Origin of the sequence: Acidithiobacillus ferrooxidans ATCC 23270 (assembly GCF_000021485.1) — a bacterium.
In the GTDB taxonomy this organism is placed as follows: Bacteria; Pseudomonadota; Gammaproteobacteria; order Acidithiobacillales; family Acidithiobacillaceae; genus Acidithiobacillus; species Acidithiobacillus ferrooxidans.
The window spans coordinates 82,512-99,244 of record NC_011761.1; the positions used below are offsets into that span (position 1 = coordinate 82,512).

The 16,733-nt window shown below is 59.6% G+C and carries 23 protein-coding genes and 1 tRNA gene; 12 read left to right on the top strand and 12 right to left on the bottom strand.

What is annotated here, in order from left to right:
• The first annotated feature begins 59 nt into the window (after positions 1-59).
• The 9 genes from AFE_RS00400 (at position 60) to AFE_RS00445 (ending at position 3,976) form a co-directional block, all read left to right on the top strand.
• The gene (locus AFE_RS00400) at positions 60-986 is read left to right on the top strand and encodes a glycosyltransferase family 2 protein (RefSeq protein WP_012535780.1); all 927 of its coding nucleotides are present in this window, start codon (positions 60-62) and stop codon (positions 984-986) included.
• The gene (locus AFE_RS00405) at positions 979-1,347 is read left to right on the top strand and encodes a glycosyltransferase (protein ID WP_012535781.1); all 369 of its coding nucleotides are present in this window, start codon (positions 979-981) and stop codon (positions 1,345-1,347) included. The genes AFE_RS00400 and AFE_RS00405 overlap by 8 nt, the downstream gene beginning before the upstream one ends.
• Before the next feature lie 129 nt (positions 1,348-1,476).
• Positions 1,477-1,552: transfer RNA gene (locus tag AFE_RS00410), tRNA-Lys, on the top strand.
• A gap of 534 nt (positions 1,553-2,086) precedes the next feature.
• Complete coding sequence (locus AFE_RS00420) at positions 2,087-2,308, top strand: type II toxin-antitoxin system Phd/YefM family antitoxin (RefSeq protein ID WP_009566302.1); 222 nt, start codon at positions 2,087-2,089, stop codon at positions 2,306-2,308.
• Positions 2,308-2,721 carry a type II toxin-antitoxin system VapC family toxin gene (locus AFE_RS00425; RefSeq protein WP_009566301.1) on the top strand — a complete coding sequence of 138 codons (414 nt, stop codon included), beginning with the start codon at positions 2,308-2,310 and terminating at the stop codon, positions 2,719-2,721. The genes AFE_RS00420 and AFE_RS00425 overlap by 1 nt, the downstream gene beginning before the upstream one ends.
• The gene (locus tag AFE_RS00430) at positions 2,718-3,008 is read left to right on the top strand and encodes a hypothetical protein (RefSeq protein WP_009566300.1); all 291 of its coding nucleotides are present in this window, start codon (positions 2,718-2,720) and stop codon (positions 3,006-3,008) included. The genes AFE_RS00425 and AFE_RS00430 overlap by 4 nt, the downstream gene beginning before the upstream one ends.
• A 180-nt stretch (positions 3,009-3,188) precedes the next feature.
• Positions 3,189-3,449 carry a type II toxin-antitoxin system RelE/ParE family toxin gene (locus tag AFE_RS00435; RefSeq protein WP_009566299.1) on the top strand — a complete coding sequence of 87 codons (261 nt, stop codon included), beginning with the start codon at positions 3,189-3,191 and terminating at the stop codon, positions 3,447-3,449.
• A gap of 15 nt (positions 3,450-3,464) precedes the next feature.
• Entirely contained in the window at positions 3,465-3,782 is a 318-nt protein-coding gene (locus AFE_RS00440; protein WP_009566298.1) for a HigA family addiction module antitoxin, read from the top strand.
• A gap of 14 nt (positions 3,783-3,796) precedes the next feature.
• Positions 3,797-3,976 carry a type 2 periplasmic-binding domain-containing protein gene (locus AFE_RS00445; protein WP_009566297.1) on the top strand — a complete coding sequence of 60 codons (180 nt, stop codon included), beginning with the start codon at positions 3,797-3,799 and terminating at the stop codon, positions 3,974-3,976.
• A 99-nt stretch (positions 3,977-4,075) separates the two neighbouring features.
• Here the strand turns inward: AFE_RS00445 and AFE_RS16880 are convergent, their stop codons facing one another.
• Entirely contained in the window at positions 4,076-4,204 is a 129-nt protein-coding gene (locus tag AFE_RS16880) for a hypothetical protein (RefSeq protein WP_257246670.1), read from the bottom strand.
• Positions 4,205-4,395: 191 nt separating this feature from the next.
• Between AFE_RS16880 and AFE_RS00450 the strand changes: the two genes are divergently transcribed.
• On the top strand, positions 4,396-5,559 hold the full coding sequence (locus AFE_RS00450; protein WP_009566294.1) for a Fic family protein: 1,164 nt from the start codon (positions 4,396-4,398) through the stop codon (positions 5,557-5,559).
• Between the two features lie 296 nt (positions 5,560-5,855).
• On the opposite strand, the gene AFE_RS16560 is transcribed toward AFE_RS00450, so the two are convergent.
• From AFE_RS16560 to AFE_RS00480, 6 genes are all read right to left on the bottom strand, one after another.
• The gene (locus AFE_RS16560) at positions 5,856-6,122 is read right to left on the bottom strand and encodes a PIN domain-containing protein (protein ID WP_196491178.1); all 267 of its coding nucleotides are present in this window, start codon (positions 6,120-6,122) and stop codon (positions 5,856-5,858) included.
• Entirely contained in the window at positions 6,119-6,361 is a 243-nt protein-coding gene (locus AFE_RS00460; protein ID WP_012535785.1) for a type II toxin-antitoxin system prevent-host-death family antitoxin, read from the bottom strand. The genes AFE_RS16560 and AFE_RS00460 overlap by 4 nt, the downstream gene beginning before the upstream one ends.
• Before the next feature lie 83 nt (positions 6,362-6,444).
• Positions 6,445-6,618: a PCP reductase family protein gene (locus tag AFE_RS00465; protein WP_009562770.1), complete on the bottom strand. Its 174-nt coding sequence runs from the start codon at positions 6,616-6,618 to the stop codon at positions 6,445-6,447.
• Between the two features lie 110 nt (positions 6,619-6,728).
• On the bottom strand, positions 6,729-7,157 hold the full coding sequence (locus AFE_RS00470) for a hypothetical protein (protein WP_009562768.1): 429 nt from the start codon (positions 7,155-7,157) through the stop codon (positions 6,729-6,731).
• A 2-nt stretch (positions 7,158-7,159) separates the two neighbouring features.
• A complete protein-coding gene (locus AFE_RS00475; RefSeq protein ID WP_009562767.1) occupies positions 7,160-7,591 on the bottom strand; it encodes a hypothetical protein in 432 nt (143 codons plus the stop codon).
• A 145-nt stretch (positions 7,592-7,736) separates the two neighbouring features.
• Positions 7,737-9,929: an FAD-dependent oxidoreductase gene (locus AFE_RS00480; RefSeq protein WP_012535786.1), complete on the bottom strand. Its 2,193-nt coding sequence runs from the start codon at positions 9,927-9,929 to the stop codon at positions 7,737-7,739.
• A 185-nt stretch (positions 9,930-10,114) separates the two neighbouring features.
• Between AFE_RS00480 and AFE_RS00485 the strand changes: the two genes are divergently transcribed.
• Entirely contained in the window at positions 10,115-10,561 is a 447-nt protein-coding gene (locus tag AFE_RS00485; RefSeq protein WP_009562765.1) for a cysteine hydrolase family protein, read from the top strand.
• Positions 10,562-10,567: 6 nt separating this feature from the next.
• Here AFE_RS00485 and AFE_RS00490 read toward each other — a convergent pair whose 3' ends face one another.
• From AFE_RS00490 to AFE_RS00500, 3 genes are read right to left on the bottom strand one after another with little or no spacing between them, the layout of a single operon-like run.
• On the bottom strand, positions 10,568-11,653 hold the full coding sequence (locus tag AFE_RS00490) for an HlyD family secretion protein (protein ID WP_012535787.1): 1,086 nt from the start codon (positions 11,651-11,653) through the stop codon (positions 10,568-10,570).
• Positions 11,643-12,335: an ABC transporter ATP-binding protein gene (locus AFE_RS00495; protein WP_012535788.1), complete on the bottom strand. Its 693-nt coding sequence runs from the start codon at positions 12,333-12,335 to the stop codon at positions 11,643-11,645. The genes AFE_RS00490 and AFE_RS00495 overlap by 11 nt, the downstream gene beginning before the upstream one ends.
• A 1-nt stretch (position 12,336) precedes the next feature.
• Positions 12,337-13,473, bottom strand: a complete 1,137-nt coding sequence (locus AFE_RS00500) for an ABC transporter permease (protein WP_009562763.1) — start codon at positions 13,471-13,473, stop codon at positions 12,337-12,339.
• A 332-nt stretch (positions 13,474-13,805) separates the two neighbouring features.
• On the opposite strand from AFE_RS00500, the gene AFE_RS00505 reads away from it, so the two are divergent.
• Positions 13,806-14,042, top strand: coding sequence for a hypothetical protein (locus AFE_RS00505; protein WP_009562759.1), 237 nt, complete (start codon positions 13,806-13,808; stop codon positions 14,040-14,042).
• A gap of 36 nt (positions 14,043-14,078) precedes the next feature.
• On the opposite strand, the gene AFE_RS00510 is transcribed toward AFE_RS00505, so the two are convergent.
• Both AFE_RS00510 and AFE_RS00515 read right to left on the bottom strand, forming a co-directional pair.
• The gene (locus AFE_RS00510; protein WP_012535789.1) at positions 14,079-15,344 is read right to left on the bottom strand and encodes an NRAMP family divalent metal transporter; all 1,266 of its coding nucleotides are present in this window, start codon (positions 15,342-15,344) and stop codon (positions 14,079-14,081) included.
• A gap of 86 nt (positions 15,345-15,430) precedes the next feature.
• Positions 15,431-16,732, bottom strand: a complete 1,302-nt coding sequence (locus tag AFE_RS00515; protein WP_012535790.1) for an ATP-binding protein — start codon at positions 16,730-16,732, stop codon at positions 15,431-15,433.
• Between the last annotated feature and the right edge of the window lies 1 nt (position 16,733).

A 16,733-nucleotide genomic window follows, 5' to 3' on the forward strand; every position in this document is an offset into this window, starting at 1 on the left:
GCCATAGTGCATGACTGGCTGGTGGTTTATGCCGGCGCGGAGCGGGTGCTGGAGCGATAATGTCGGCAAATAAAGTTGCAGTGATCATTCCAACGTGGAACGGTGGCGAAGTCTGGTTGCGCTGCCTCGATGCCTTACGCCAGCAGATTCCACCGCCAGGGTATGTGTTGGTTGTAGACTCTGGCTCGAAAGATGGAACGGATGCGGCCGCATTGAAAGATGGTTTTGATGTCCTGCTCTTGGCCAAGGGGACATTCGACCACGGAGGTACGCGGCAGATGGCTGCCGAACGGCTGGCGGCATTTAATGTGCTGGTTTATCTCACCCAGGATGCGGTGCTGGCAGATCCCAATGCCTTGGCGCAGTTGGTGGCGCCATTTGCTGATCCCCGAGTAGGCGCTACTTATGGGCGCCAGTTGCCTAGGCTGGGCTCCGGCGCTATAGAGGCCCATGCGCGGCTTTTCAATTATCCACCTCGGTCGACTAAGCGAACCATTGCAGACAAGGCACGTATGGGTATCAAGGCGGCTTTTACTTCCAATTCCTTTGCGGCTTATCGCACAGAAGCGCTCATGGCGGTTGGAGGCTTTCCCCAAAGCCTGATTCTGGGTGAAGACATGGTGGTGGCCGCTCGTATGCTACAGGCAGGGTGGACCATCGCATATGTGGCCGAGGCCCAGGTGAGGCACTCGCATGGCTATAGCGTGGCGCAGGAGTTTAAGCGCTATTTTGATATTGGCGTGATGCATCAGGACCAGGCGTGGATTCTTCGGGATTTTGGAAAGCCGGAAGGCGAGGGCGGCCGCTTCGTGCGTTCCGAGATTGCCTATCTCCTACGGCATGCGCCTTGGTTACTGCCGTCTGCTTTTATTCGCACCTTGGCCAAATATCTGGGATATAAGCTTGGCCAGCATTCGTCCTCGCTGGCCTTGCCCATCAAGCGAAAACTGAGCATGCACCAAGGTTTTTGGGATAAGCATGGGTAGGAGTGCGCGCGCCTTCGTCTTCGCGGCGGAGGAGGACTTCGGTATCACCCCCCTGGAGGCCCAGTCCTGCGGCACGCCCGTCATCGCCTTTGGCAAGGGCGGGGCGCTGGAGACCATCGTTCCCCTGCCGGAGGCGGAGTGCGCAGCGTCATCCCCTGCGCCCACCGGCGTATTCTTTTACGAACAATCCGTTGCCGCCATCATCGCCGCCGTGGAGCGCTTCGAGGGAGCGGGTGCGGCCATCACCCCGGAAGCCTGCCGCGAAAACGCCCTGCGCTTCGCTCCGGAGCGCTTCCGCACGGAGTTCACGACCTTCGTGGAGCGAGAGTGGGCGGTGTTTCGGGGTGGTAAACAGGGCTGATGTTCGGCTTGATGGATTGCGTAAGGTTCGCTGGCGCCGTTGCGGTGGTGTCTGTTGCGGTTGTGTCTTGACCGGCCACTGCCTGCACCCGATAATACGCAGCCCTGTCGGGTATCTTGCAGGGTCTTTGGGGATGTAGCTCAGTCGGTAGAGCAGCGGCCTTTTAAGCCGTGGGTCGCGGGTTCGAATCCCGCCGTCCCCACCAAATAAAACAGGTAGTTACAAGAGCATCCAGACGGACCACGGCGCACAATATCAATCTGGTCCCCATACAGTCCCCACTTGGCGGGTTTTTTCGTGCTGGTGCTGCCCCTATCCACCCGCCACGAATCCGATCAGTAATCCGTCTGTGACAGTACCAGACGAAGAAAAGCCCCTGCAACATGATGGTGAGGGGATGGCTGAACGTTTACGATCAGACCGCCATTCGGGTTATGACAGAAAGCATGAGAAATCTCACTGACAAGCCCGAGCTTTAGACAGCAGAATTTATGCCAAAGGTTCCGGAAGGCTAAATTGCTTGGTGAAATCAACGGCCCGCTCTGTTCGTTCATGAAGTTGCTCTGCGGGCTTCACGGGATCTCGGTACTGCCGGCTCAGTTCTCGAGCGCATCTGTTGTGCTTAAGCGACAACCAATCGCAACGTCGGGGCCCTGGGAAGTCGGCGATGTGCATATGTTGTTGCCGGACACATCTGTAATGTACACTTTGATGTACATCATCTGACGGGAGCACATTCATGCCGGAAACCACCTTCACCGATTTACGCAACCACGCCAAGACCTGGTTCGATCTGGTCGAGAGCGGCCAGACGGTGCGCGTATTGCGCAATGGCAAGCCAATCGCCGAAATCCACCCCATCCCGGCGCAACTGCCCTCGTGGAAGCAGCGTCCGGCACGCCCGCTGGCCATCGGCGGCAAGGAGATCAGCCGGCTCATCCTCGACGAGCGCGGAGACTGATGCGCGTCTATTTCGACTCATCGGCCTTTGCCAAGCGCTACATCGACGAGACCGGCACCGCGGACGTCCTGGCGTGGTGCGGACGGGCCAGCGAACTGGCGCTGTCGGTCATCGCGGTGCCTGAACTGATCTCCGCCTTCCGTCGCCTGCAACGGGAAGGACGCCTGACGGACGCGCAATACCAGATCATCAAGCGCGCCCTTATGCTCGACATCGCCGATGCGCTGATCTGCGATACGACGCCCCAGGTCATCCAGCATGCCGTCAAGGCGTTGGAAAACCACACGCTGCGCGGCATGGACGCCATCCACCTGGGCGCCGCCCTCGCCTGCACCGCCGAAGTATTCATCTCGGCCGACGCCCGCCAATGTCGCGCCGCCGAGGCCTTCGGTCTGCAAGTGGTATCGCTGTGAAACACCCGCCGCGCTCCGGAAACCGCCTGCCGGATTTTCGCCGCGCCGAGCGTCTGCCCTGGGCGCGCGCCATGCTCGATCACCTTGACGACCCCGCCGTGCTGCATTGGGACTACGCGGAAGGCGACGGCGACATCCACACCTATGTGTGGCTGCAAGCCTTGGACTACCTGATCGTGATGAAAAAGTACCACGACGGCAGACGACGGCTGATCATGGCATTCTGGCTGGAGTATGAGAACAAGCGGCGCAAGCTGGCGCAAAAACATGCGCAGCGTCTGTTGTAGCTACCCGGAAACGAAAAGGCCAACGCACATGGCGTTGGCCCAACTCCTTCAGCCTTGAAGTTTGTGGGCAAGGCGTGCGCCAGCGACTGTCAACAGATGGTTGACACCTATGGCACTGCGGTGTAATTTTTAACAGGACGGTAACAACCTCTCCGAGGGTTCCACTTGATACGAAGTTTTGTGCATAAGGGCCTCAAGCAGGTTTTCGAAACAGGTCAATCGGCGAAAGTCGGTGCGGATTTGGTAACCCGCTGCAAGCGCAGGCTCGATGCCATAAACGCTGCGACATCCCCGGAGGAGTTGAACGTGCCGGGTTTCGACTTCCATGCTTTGGAGGGGAAACCGAAGCGGTACACGGTTCATGTGAATGGACCCTATTGCATCACCTTCGAGTGGCGTGAAGGAGATGCCTGGCGCATTGATCTGGAGAATTACCATTAAGGAAGGGGGTGTCCAATGGACGAAATGACCGTTGAGCAAGTGGATCGGATACCGACGCATCCTGGCGAGATATTGCGGGAAGAGGTACTGCCCGCACTGGATATCTCTGTAGCAGAGTTTGCCCGTGGCCTGCGGGTCTCGCGCCAGACCGTTCACGGCATCCTGTCTGAGCGCAAGGGCATCACCCCGGAGATGGCCTTGCGTATCGGCAAATATCTGGGTAACGGGCCGGGGATATGGCTACGCATGCAGCAGGCTTACGATTTGACCGTTGCAGAACGTCGGTTGGCCGAAGAACTGGCGGCCATTCACAAGCCCGAGCAGGCCGCCTGACCAAAGTCGAACGCATGGTACGCCAGCGCATCGGCCAGCAGAAATTCCGCGAAGCCATGTTGACCTACTGGGGTGGCGCCTGCGCTGTCACCGGCCTGGCCTTGCCCGACGTGCTCCGCGCCAGCCATGCCAAACCTTGGGTACCCGAGTTTCCCCTTGGCGAAAGAAAACATTCTGGCCATTCATTGGCTTAAACAGCATCTTTGGCTCTTTTTACAGGAGGTCCAGGATGCCCACACTGAAGATGACCATGAAGGCGATTCAAGAAGTGTACCCACCTGATTCAGGGTGCATCACTCCACCTCGTCGGCGGGATATTCTGTCGCGTCGTCATCGTCGCCCGCCGCTTCCGGTATGCCTTCCGACTTCGTGTGGTACTCGGTCTGGAACACGACAAGCATCCAGCCGGCGTCGTCCGCCAACCGCTTCGCTGGCAATGTCGCCCATCTTGAGCTTCGACAGGAGGGTGATGTGCTCCGGGGCGTACTGCCCGACGGCTTCCAGAATCGCGGCCTTCGGTGCTTGCTGGAGCCCAAATATTACTGCAGAATGCCATTCTATTAAAAAACTACCGTTTTTGTTTAATAGCAAAGCATCTAATTAAAGGATTACCATGTTTCGAGAAGCGACAGGCCATTACGAAACCAGCACAGCCGGGGGAGAGACTGTCCGTTCCTTCATACCTGACGCGCTGCCTCCTGTGCCGCCGCTGGAACTGAATGGTACCCGACAGGCGGCGCTGGAGCGGGCCACTCTTGCCTTGGGGCGTCTTGACAGCATCGCCCTGCTGCTGCCAGATCCACAGCTTTTCCTCTATGCATATGTTCGGCGCGAAGCGGTGCTTTCCTCGCAGATCGAAGGAATCCAGTCCTCACTGTCTGACTTGCTGCTATTCGAGTTGGATGAAACCCCCGGCGTACCATTCGACGACGTCGTGGAAGTTTCCAACTACGTCGCCGCCCTGGAGTTTGGCATGGACCGGCTGCGTGAAGGCTTTCCTCTTTGCAACCGGCTGCTGCGTGAGATACATGTTCACCTGATGGCGCGGGGACGCGGCGCGGAAAAGGCTCCAGGCGAATTCCGCCGTACCCAGAACTGGATCGGCGGCACTCGGCTTGGCAATGCCCGCTTCGTGCCTCCGCCGCCGCAGGAGGTTGAGTCCTGCATGGCGGCGTTGGAGCGCTTCATCCATGACGATGGAACCACCCTTCCTGTATTGCTGAAAGCGGCGCTCGCTCATGTCCAGTTCGAGACCATCCACCCCTTTCTGGATGGCAACGGCCGCCTGGGCCGGTTATTGATCGCCATGCTGTTGCATGAAGGTGGCCTGTTGATTCAGCCCATGCTCTACCTTAGCCTCTACTTCAAGCAGCACCGCGATATGTACTATGAGCTGCTGGATGGTGTGCGTCGCCACGGCGATTGGGAAGCCTGGGTTGACTTCTTTCTCGAAGGTGTGGAATTAACGGCCACGGGCGCGGTGAACACCGCCCGCCGCCTGGTGGATCTGTTCCAGCAGGATAGCCATCGTGTACGGGCCGTCGGACGTGGGGCCGCAAATTTCCTGCGAGTACTCGAAGCACTACGCCAGCGCCCCCTGAACGACCTTGGTCAGATCAGTCGGCAAGCTGGCATCAGTTTCCCCACAGCTTCCAAGGCTATGATGGCGTTGGTTGAAATAGGCATCGCTCGCGAACTGACCGGTCGGCGCCGCAATCGTGTTTTTGTGTACGACGCCTACATGAATATTCTCAATGAAGGGGGAGAGGCATTATGATTCAGATCAGTCAGGAATTATTGAAGCCGCGTGCCAGCAGCCGCCATCTGGTCGTACCAGCGGTATTTACTCTTCCGTCCAATGCTTGGCGTGCCCGCCCACGCTCATATCGTAGCGCAGACAGCGACTTGGTCAGAGGTGAGCCTCCCAAGGATTGATGATGGCCACGCCGGTCGGCTCGAAGTCGGCTACATTCCGGGTCACCACGGTCATGCCATGCACAAGTGCGGTGGCTGCGATATACGCGTCTCGCTCGGGGCGAGGATTGGGCACATGGAGTTGGGCACAACGAAGTGCTACAACCCCTCATCGATCGGCAGCGTGCGTTCGGAAAATTCAGGAAGAACATGGTGGTCCATCCAAGTGCGCAGCCGCGCTCCTTGAACGGCGTCACGCCGCTCCACGCGGAGAATACCAACCTCAAGTTCCATGGTGGTCACGGCCGAGATGTAGAAACTCGTTGCGTCCGTGCCCGACAGCCATGCTGTAACGTTGGCATCGGCCCTGCCGTCGCCGGCCTTGCGCAGCTCGGAAATAACATTGGTATCAAGCACGAACATCATTCAAAGGCCGCTGGCCGGGGAAACTCGCGTGAACGGGGGATCTCCATTTCGATATCGGCAATGCCCGGCATGGACAACGCCTCAACGAGGTTCCTACGCTTGCCAGTAAGTCGCCGGTATTCCTCGATGCTCAACAGCACGTGTGCTGGTTTGCCGCGATCCGTGATGAACACTGGGCCGTTCTTGGCACGAGCAACGTCCTGATTAAGTTCTCGGCTGGATAGGGTCGTGATGGTCATGGCGACACCTCCTGGATGGGATAGTGTAGGTAAGTTGCTACACGCACGCCACATTTGCAAGCTCATCTACGACCGAACTGACGCTAACCCATCAGTTTCCCTTTGTTGGCATCGAGAAACGCGGCGGTGACTTTCGGTTCGCCCGCTTCCCTGGCGGCCTTCTCGATTTTGGCCTTGGCCATGTTGCGCACGAAAGAAGGCATCTTCTCCAGGCGTTGCAGTGCGTCTTCGTCCCAGGGCAGCGTCTGTTCGCTCATTCGTCGACTCCTTCATCAGGTGGGTACAGGTAGGGGATTGCGCTTGCGCGCACAGGTATTGAGGCCATTATCAAACAGTCTGCGCGGCAAGTCACGACGCCCCTGTGACATCAGGAAAACCAACGCAGGAATGCCGCGGCGGTGAGTGCCGTGACACCCAGGCCAAAATCGGCACCCAGAACCCGGCGCTGCCCCGCGCCCGACCATCCGCTTTCAAAGCCCAGGTAGGTCATTCCGAGGATGATACCCGCAACGGCACACGCCATCTTGAGGAACAGGGCCGTCAGGGCGATCCCGTGAATGTCGGGCAAACGGCCATCATAGGCATAGCTGGTAATCCCGAAAAGGGCGCCGGTTACCCCCTGGTTAACCCATCCCAAGGTGATTACCCACACCAGCGTTCTCTGCGTGCCGGGAGAACGGCGCGCCAGCAGCAGCGCCGCGGCGCCGCCGCCGACGATGGCCACCGCCCCCAGATTGTGCAGCGCCTGAATGCAGGCATAGAGCAGAAGTTGGGTGCTGAAGAAGAAGCCCGACATGGCTACTTGACCGTAACCAAAATGCACCGGTTGACCCCGATGAGGACGTGCGCCACCGTGGCCTCCTTGATGCAGATGTCATGGGTACCGGGCGCCAATGTGCCCAGGGAAAAGGTCCCCTTCAGTTCATGGCTTAATCCGGCCATGTGGTTGTCGACGTAGAAGTGGATGTGATTGCCGTTAGGGGCCAGGGTGACATCGTAGGACAGGACCACGGGAACGCCGGCAGCGATCTCGGCGCCATTGGCGGGGGCGAGGATCTGGATATACTTCAGGCCGGAAGGCGTGGTACCGCTGCCTTGGGGCATTTTTCCAACGGGGTTGCCGTTCATGGCGAGCTGCAAGGGAGGACTGGCCGCAGCTCCGAGCGAAACCATCATCGGGCATAGCGACACAGCGGCGACCAACAGGATACGGCGGATATCGGGGCTCATAAGGCACCTCCAGTGTATGGCCGGACACTACTCCTGATTGGAGTATAGCAGGTGGGAAAGAGAATGCTTCCGTCCTAGTCCGCAACGGACACCAAACGTGCTGCACTGCGGTTGGCCCATGCGATTTTCATCGGGATAGGCCTGTTCAGGGCCGTTCGATGGTCCTTATGACAGGATTTTCTGCCAGAGACGCCTCGTTTCCCGTGATCAGGCGGGTGCCCCGTTTGAACGTGAGATAGGCCCAGAACCAGTTGAACATCACCGAGATGCGGTTGCGCAAACCCACGAGAAGAGCTACATGAATCAGGCCCCATAGCCACCAGGCCGATGCGCCGCTCACGTTGACGCCGTTGAAGCTTGCCACTGCAGCTTTCCTGCCGATGGTGGCGAGGCTGCCCATGTGGCGGTATGCAAATGGCGGTTGCTCCGACTGTCCTTGTAGTTTTCGGCGAATCGTTCTTGCCACGTAGGCCCCGCCCTGCTTCGCCGCCGGTGCCAGGCCGGGCACCGGTTTTCCCTTCCAGGCATTGGCCAGCGCGGTGTCACCGATGACAAACACGTTTGGCAGACCGGCTACCGAGAGGTCCGGTTCGACTTTCACCCTGCCGCTGCGGTCGGCTGCAGCGTTGAGCCATCGCGCCGCCGGGGATGCCACGACCCCCGCCGCCCACAATACCGTGCGAGACGCCAGGCGTTCGCCGTTGATGCGCACTCCCTCCTGATCAATGTGCTCTACCCTGCTTTCCAGCATGACCTCGACGCCCAGCCGTTCGAGTGAGCGCTGCGCCTTTTCTGATAATACTCCGGGAAAAGTCGGCAGGATGCGCGCAGCCGACTGAATCAGAACCACGCGGGCGCTGGCCGGGTCGAAATAGTGGAACTCCTTCTCCATGCCGTGGCGCACCAGTTCGGCAATGTCGCCTGCCAGCTCGACCCCTGTTGGTCCGCCTCCCACAATCACAAAGGTGAGCAGGCCCAGACGCTCGGCGGGATCTTCGGCAGATTCCGCCTGTTCGAAGGCGGAGAGAATCCGTCGCCGTATTTCCACCGCATCGTCGATGGTCTTCAATCCCGGCGCATAAGGCTCCCACTCGTCCCGTCCGAAATAGCTGTGGGACGCGCCCGTAGCAAGCACCAGGTAATCGTATGACAGGCGTCGTTTGCCGATCAACACCGCCCGTTGCGTGGTATCGATCCCGGTCACCTGACCCAGCAGCACCTGTACGTTGAGGTGATCGCAAAACAGGCCACGCACCGTAGCGGCGATATCGGCAGGGGAAAGCGAAGCCGTGGCGACCTGATATAACAAGGGCTGGAACAAGTGGTAGTTATGGCGATCGATCAGGGTCACCCGCACCGGCGTTTTGGTCAACCGCGCCGCGCATGCCAGCCCACCGAAGCCGGCGCCCACGATCACCACGTGCGGCGCACCCTCCGGCGGACATGTCTGCCTGCCGCTGATCTGCGGGAGGATAGCCGAAATCCATTTGTCGAGCGACAGATCGCCCGGCCCATACAGGCCAACCAGTGCCAGCGTCATCATGAAATAGACATCCGCCGGATCAGCCGCGCCGGCTGCATGCATCCCGGCAACGGCCAGCATAAGCAGTAGTGCGGCGGGGCGGGCGGCCAGGCCGAAAGTCACGAGCAGCGCGCCCACCAGCGCCAGCGTGGGCGCCGGGGCAAAATGGGCCAGCGACTTTTCCGGAAGCAGCTTTGTCAGCCCGACGGGTATCGAGGTTTCCGTACTTGCCGCCAGCAGTGCCAACCCAAGCCACAGACGGATAAGCAATTGATAGTACGGCCTGAGATATCGCGTAACGGCGCCCGCCAGGCGGGTCAGCGCCGTGGCGAAGGGCAGCGCGGTATCCCCCAATCCTCGGGCGAGGAGATGGTCCAGCGACAGTGGCCCCGCACCACATATCACGAACCACCCGAACAGCACCGCCGAGTACAGGTTGATATCCAGAGCGAGGTAGTTGAACTGGACCACCAGCACGAGAATGAGCATGTACAGCGCGGCCCACCGGGTTGCCAACCCCAGCGCGAGCAACATCGGGATGATCATCTGTATCGCGGCGCCCAGATAGGTGGGGCTGAGCGGCTCCACCCACGGCACGGGATATGCCGCACCGGACAGGTAGGGCTCGATGCTCAGGCCGAAAATCCTTAATACGCCCGACACAAAAAAGACTTTCGCCAGCCACAGGCGGATCAGGAGGTCCACCACAGGTCCGCCCGAATGCTCCAGCAAGCGGTAGGTGGCAGCGAGGGCGCCTGTCGGAGCCGGCAGCCACCGGGTGGCGAGGTCGCGGAGGCTTCGCTCTGCCCTGTTCAATCTACCGGACCGCGATGGCCATAGGTTTGCCGGCGCATTGCAGGTAACCTGAACCCTTGGGGGCAACAGCAGTATGCCGTGTCCATTAAATATTCCATATGATTCATAAGTTGGTATTATAGGCGGTGGGGCACATCATGGGAACGACTTGTGCTTGTAATACCCAGACGGATGAGGAGCGCGTTATGCCGCAAAGCAGCGGATTATTGGTCATTGATCTTCAGTTTGGATTTTCCCCCAAGCCGGACCTGGTGGACCGTATCAGGGATGCGGCCCAGGATTATTCGGTTGTCGTGGCTACCCGTTTCTGCAATCTGCCCGACAGCCTGTTCCGGACCCGCATGAACGACGGCAACGATGGCGGTGCGGTGATCGACGTGGGGCACGCGGTGGTGATCGATAAACCGGGTTACGGATTGAATCACGCGGCGATCACCGTCTTGCGTGAGTTTACGGGAATCACCGAATGGGGGCTGGTCGGTAGCCGGACGGGCGCCTGCATAATGGCCTGCGGGTTTTCCCTGTGGGACGCGGGGATACCCTTTCACGTCATTCGCGATCTGTGTGCTTCCGAAAAGGAGCCCATGTGCGGAGCGGTCAGCACGATCCTGCAACAGAAGTTTGGCGTGTGACCGCCGCTATTTCTTGCCTATATACACATCCACCAGCTCGCCGGGAAACAGGTTCATGTGTGCCGGAATTTTGAACTTGAAGAGAATCGGCAGCACCCGTACGTCCACTTTTTCGGTTCTTTGATTGGACAGTTCGATCTTCGGCGTCACGTAGGGCTGTATCCGTACGAACTGCAGCGGTACGCTGACATTGCTGAGTCCGCGAATGAACATTTTCGCGGTAATGTCTGCGGGGGCCGGAAGCCGTGGCACCAGTATTTCATCCAGATAGGCGCGGACCTGCATATAGGCGGTCTTCTTGCCCATCACCACGACCGGATTCATCCCCTGCGTATAGGTGCCGTAGACTCCCTGGGGGGACGCGTAGCTGCCGACGGCGGTGCTGATGCGCAGGACATCGCCGGTGACCGGCGCCCGCACCACATATTCCCGCAACAGGGCGCTGCTGGACGCGTAGGTTTTTTGCGCCGCGTCATATATGGCTTGTTGATTCCGGATATCGTAACGCCAGGCGCCGGCCCTGGTCAGCGCATACTGCGCCTGTGCCACCTTAAGATTGTTCCGGGCAATCAGGACCGAGTTTTGCACGTTCTCCAGGGCAAGTTTGCTCACCGCCTGGGGATCGATGGCCCTTTCCCTTTGGGTGATTCCCAGTTGTGCCTGCTGGTATTTCAGGCTGGCCCGGGCATATTCGACCTGTTTTTCGGCAATGGTCAGGGTCTCTTTCCGGGGTTCCGCTTTCAATTCCTGCAACAGGGCCAGGGCGGCCTGGGCCTGGGCCTTGTTCTGGGCCACCAGTTCCTTTTGCACGGAGTCATCGATGGCGAAGATCGGCGCGCCCTTCGCCACCGTCTGCCCCTCCTGGACGAAGATGCCGGTCACCCTACCGGATACCTGGGGGTAGATGTTGATGTTTTCGCCATCGGCCGCGTAACTCTCGATGATGCCGTTGGCGAATATTCCGTTGACGTAGGGATTGTAGTTGGTGGCCAGAGGGGGTTGCGGTGGCGTTTGCCGGCTGTATATGTAGGCGCTGACCAGGCCGATGAGGATGCCAACGATGGCGAGCCCGAATAGTATCTTATTTCTCATGGTCCGCTCCTGCCTCGGGGACGATCCGGCCATCTTCCATACGGATGATCCGCGTCGCGTATTCATAAATTCTGCTGTCGTGAGTCACGATGATGATCGCACGCTGCATATTCAAAATATGCTCCTTGACGAAGGCGACGATTTTCCTGCCGGTGTCCCCATCCAGGGAAGCGGTAGGCTCATCGAAAATCAGCAGGTCCGGTTGGGCAACGATGGCGCGGGCGATGGCGACCCGTTGTTGCTCGCCCCCGCTGAGTTTGTAGGGCGGCAGGCTTTCTTTTTCCGCCAGACCGACGACCTGCAGCGTTTTGCGCGCCGCCGCCAGACTCTTGTCCCAGGGCTCGCGCCGGAGAATCAGCGGAATGGCCACGTTTTCCAGGGTGGTCAGGCGGGGAAAGAGATGGTAATCCTGAAAGACGAAACCGATGGTCTGCAGACGAAAGCCGGCCAGTGCGTCACTGCCCAGCTTCCAGATATCCGTATCCTTGACCACCACATCGCCGTCATCGGGGCGCAAGATGCCGGAGATGATGCTCAACAGCGTGGTTTTGCCGGAGCCGGAGGGGCCGACGATATACAGCATCTCGCCGAAATTCACCGCGAAGCTGACATCGCGCAGCGCGTAGGTCTGGTTCGGTGCCTCGCCAAAGGATTTGGTGATATCCCGCGCGGTCAGGATCATGCTAACCCCGGAAGACGTCAAAGGGGTCGATGCGGATGACCTTGCGAATGCCGATATAGCTCGAAAAGGCGGAAATGATCAGGACCATGATCAGGGCCAGAAACAGGTTTTCGTAAGTGACCATGGCGGCGTAGTTGGCGATCTCCACTTTGGAGATGGCGATCATGGTGGAAGACAGCAGCACGCCGAAGCCGAAACCCAGGAACCCCACGACCAGCGACTGAAAGACGATCATCTGGATCAGTTCGCCGCTTTTGGCGCCAATGGCCTTGAGAGCGCCGAAATGCTCCAGATTGTCCAGAACGAACATGTAAAAGGTCTCTCCGGCGATGGATAGTCCTACGAGAAAACTGATCAGAGTCATGATCAGGATGCTGGTGCCCATCCCGGTCTGAAATTCATAGAACCGGTCGTTGCGGGTGATGAATTGCCGATCGGTCAAGGCCAGATAGCCCAGTTGCTTTACCTGCTGCTCGATGGCGGCGATATCCCGGGTGCTTTTGGGCTGCACCAGGATGTAGGAAATCAGGTAGCGGGTGGAGGGCAGGTCCTGGGTGGCGCGGTTATAGGTGGTATACAGGGTCGGCAAACCGAACAGGCCGGACACCGGGGTGTGGGCCAGGGCTACGACAACCGCGCGATGATCATTGATCTCAAAGCTGGTGCCTATTTTGGGGCTGCCCAGTTTGGCGTAGTTGGCGTCCTTGACCATGATGAAAGCGTTGTTCCTGTAAATATCCAGAATATTGCCGGAGATGATCGTCGGTCGGCCGAACAGGCTGGCGTCGTCCAGACCGATGATGGTGGCGGACTGATAGGTGCCGTCATTGAGCTTGACGAGGCCCGCACCCACATAAAAGGGCACCGCAAACTTGACGCCGGGTATGCTGCGCACCGCGTCCAGCACATAGTTGGGCATGGGGATACTGTTTTGCGGGGTTCGGACGGCGGGGTCCATCACCCACATCCTGGCACCGACATTCACGATGTTGGCCGCGGATTGATAGAGTATCCCGGAAAACATGGAGGTCATCTGCATCATCAGAAAGACGGAGAAGGTGATGCCGATGACCAGGGTGGCGAATTTGCCTTTGTCGTTGAGCAGCAGTTTCAGGGCGATGCGGAGCAGGCCGTTCATGGCTGAATGCCTTTTGGTGCGTTGCCCCTGTGCGTGATGCTGATCGCACCCATAGTTCTCCAACCTCCGCCTGATTCCAGACAACCCCGATCCTGCCGGCCCGCCAGGTAGAGATGACGCTTCCTCGCAGCCATCGTGTCACGATGCGCGATCTGCTCGCGTAAAGAAGGATAGGGGTGCGCCACGGGATGCGCAAGGTGCATCGGGGACCATCGCCCGTGCATCGGTTCGGCGCTGTGGATTTGAAGCCGCCCCCGTGGGCGTTTACACTGCAGAGCAGCGCGGGGCCTGGTGTTCCGGCCGACAATCTTTTCCGGGTGGAGAGCTTCTAAATGAGCACAGAAAATGCGGATGGCAGAGAAATAAAGCGCTTCGTCCTGGCGATCACTACTGCGCGCACACGCAGAGGGCGGTACATGAAAACGGCAACGTTATTTGTCTCTCTTATTTCCAGCCTGCTGATTCCCATGGGGGTCCTCGTTATCTATTACCTGTGGAAGCATGGCAACCAGATTCTGGACGAACAGCGCGGGGCGATCCGTCAGGGTATGAACACCGGCGAGGCGTAGGCGTAGCCCGGTGCCGGAGGTGGCGGCATGCTGCGTCTACCAACCCGGAATGCTGTTCAATCCTCCGTAAACTCCCAACCCCCCCGCCAGAATCACCACGAACAGCACCAGCCAGAGATAGGGGCCGCGCAAGCGGTGTTCGGCGGGCAGCGCCTTGATGGACAGGGCCACCAGAAAGCCCAGCACCAGGGGCAGGAGCAGCGCATTCATCACTTCGACCCCGATGTCGAGGCTGACGAGGTCGGGGATGGTGATCACTGCCGCGGCGCCAGCCGCGATGATGGTGGTGTAGATCCCGTAAAACCAGGGCGCATCTTTGGGGTGATGCTCCAGGGAGTGGCGAAAGCCGGTGACTTCCCCCCAACCCCAGGCCCCGGCGAGGGAGGCGACGATGGCCGCCACCATACCTGCCCCAAGGATGCCCAGGGAAAACACAATCCGTCCCCAGGTGTTGCCGAGATAGGGAATGATGGCCTCCGAGAGCTGATGCACCGTATTGAGGGGTGCGTTGGGGTTGAGGCGGCCAATGGTGGCGGCTGTGGCGATCAGCACCGCCGCCATGATCGCCTGGGTAATGATCGCGCCGAACGCGGTATCCCAACGGGCATGGCGGTAATGTTCGGGGTGCAGACCCTTATCAGCCACTGCCGACTGCTGGTAGAACACCATCCACGGCATGATGACGGCACCGATATTGGCGGCGACCAGCATCATGTAGTGGTCGTTGGTGATGGGGGCGTGCAGCAGGCCATCCAGGATTTCATGGATGCTGGGATGACTGGCCCAGGCGATACCAAAAAAGACCAGCTCAAAGAGGCCCATGATCAAGGCGATGCGTTCGACGCGTCGATACGAACCGGTCCAGACGACGATCAGCAGGGTGGCTGCGGCCAGGGCAACCCCGACCCAGCGCGGCAAGCCATAGAGATGGCTGACGCCCGCGACTCCTGAAAATTCCGTCAGCAAGGCGCCGGTGGTGGCGATACTGAGACCGGCGACGGAGAGATAGGCCCAGCCTTTCCCGAAGGTTTCGCTAATCAGTTCACCGTGTCCTTTACCCGTAAAAATGCCGAGACGGACCGTCAGCTCCTGCACGATGTAGAGAATAGGCATGAGGACGAATTGCAGGAGCAGCAGCTTGAAGCCCCATTGTGCGCCACTCTGGGCGGCGGTGATGATGCTGCCGACGTCGGTATCGGCGAGCATGACCACCAGGCCGGGACCCAGTACCGCGAGGAAGATACCCCAGCGCGAGCGATGGGCCAGGGATTGGATATTGCGGGCAGCGGGCGCAGCAGACATGGAATGATCCGTATTTACATTGGTAGACGAGAATGATTCCCGTTTATTGATGCCTTGTCAAGCATCAGGCCGTCCGAAAAATACCCCTAAAAGGAGCTTGTGGCCAGCCCCGGCGCGACCGTTCCATGGTCGGGAAATGCAAGCTTCGCGATGAGCCCGCCGGTTCGGGCGTTGGCGAAACGCAGCGTACCGCCGTGCAAAGCCATGATGCGCCGGCAGATGCGCAGGCCGATGCCGGAACCGTGCCCGGACTGACGGGGCAGCGTGCCGCTGTTCATCGCTTCTATATCCCGTTCAGGTACGCCGGGGCCGTGGTCGCGTAGACGGATTTCGGTGCTGTCCGGATGGCGGATGATCTGGACGTCCAGACGCCCGCCACCATACCGTCTGGCGTTGTCGAACAGGTTGCGGAACACTCTTTCCAGCGCCAAAGGGCGGCAGCGCAGGGGCGGCAAGGCGGTCGCCTCGGCAGCATGTTCTACCTGTACCTCCAGACCGTAGCGTTCGCGACCCGTTTCGGCCATTTCCATTACCCAGTCGGTCACCTCTACCCGGATGACTTTTTCCTCGTCTCCGCTGCGTACCAGGGTCAGAAACTTGTCGATGGTCTCGTCCATTTCACTGACGTCCACCAGCATGGCCGCTTTCCCGGCCAGCAGATCGGGGTCCTGAAGATGCAGGGTCAGCAGCAGACGCGACAGGGGCGTCCGCAGTTCGTGGGAAATGCCGGTGAGCAGCAGAGTGCGTTCTTCGTGCAGGCGGTGCAAATCCTTGGCCATGCTGGTGATGGCCTGTTCCAGGTGGCGTACCTCCAGGGGGCCGCCAATGGGTGCGAGGGACTCCGGCATGTCGCCTCGGCCGATGCGCGGCGCTTCCGCCGCCAGGCGGGCCAAGGGGCGATTGATCTGGCGAACGATGATCCAGGCGCCGAGCAGGGTGCAAAGGGCGATGATCCCTAGGCGTATGAACATGAAGCCCCGGCCGCCGAACTCCATGGGGGAAACGCGCAGACCCAGCCAGGGCTGGTGGTAGTCCCCGCGAATCCACATCCAGGTGGTATGGGCATCGGCGGGGCCGACCCGGAGTGCTGCGCCGGGGGCAATCCGAGCCAGATAACGGGCGCTTTGGCGCAAAAAATAGTTGTTGGCGGGGGTGCCGGGCATAACCTGGGGTGATCGCCACTGCAGGGTGCCGATGGCGCTGTGATCGGCGCCGGCCGCAATCAGGGCGTGGTCAGTCTGCCAGAGAAATTCCGCGAAGCGTTCGGCTGCGGGATTCAGCACGTACTGATGAAACAGGACATAGACGGCGCCCTGGGTCCCCAGCAGTAAAACCGCGAGCAGGAGCAGTGTCCGACCCAGAGTGCTGCGCGGCCAGAAACTCCGCATG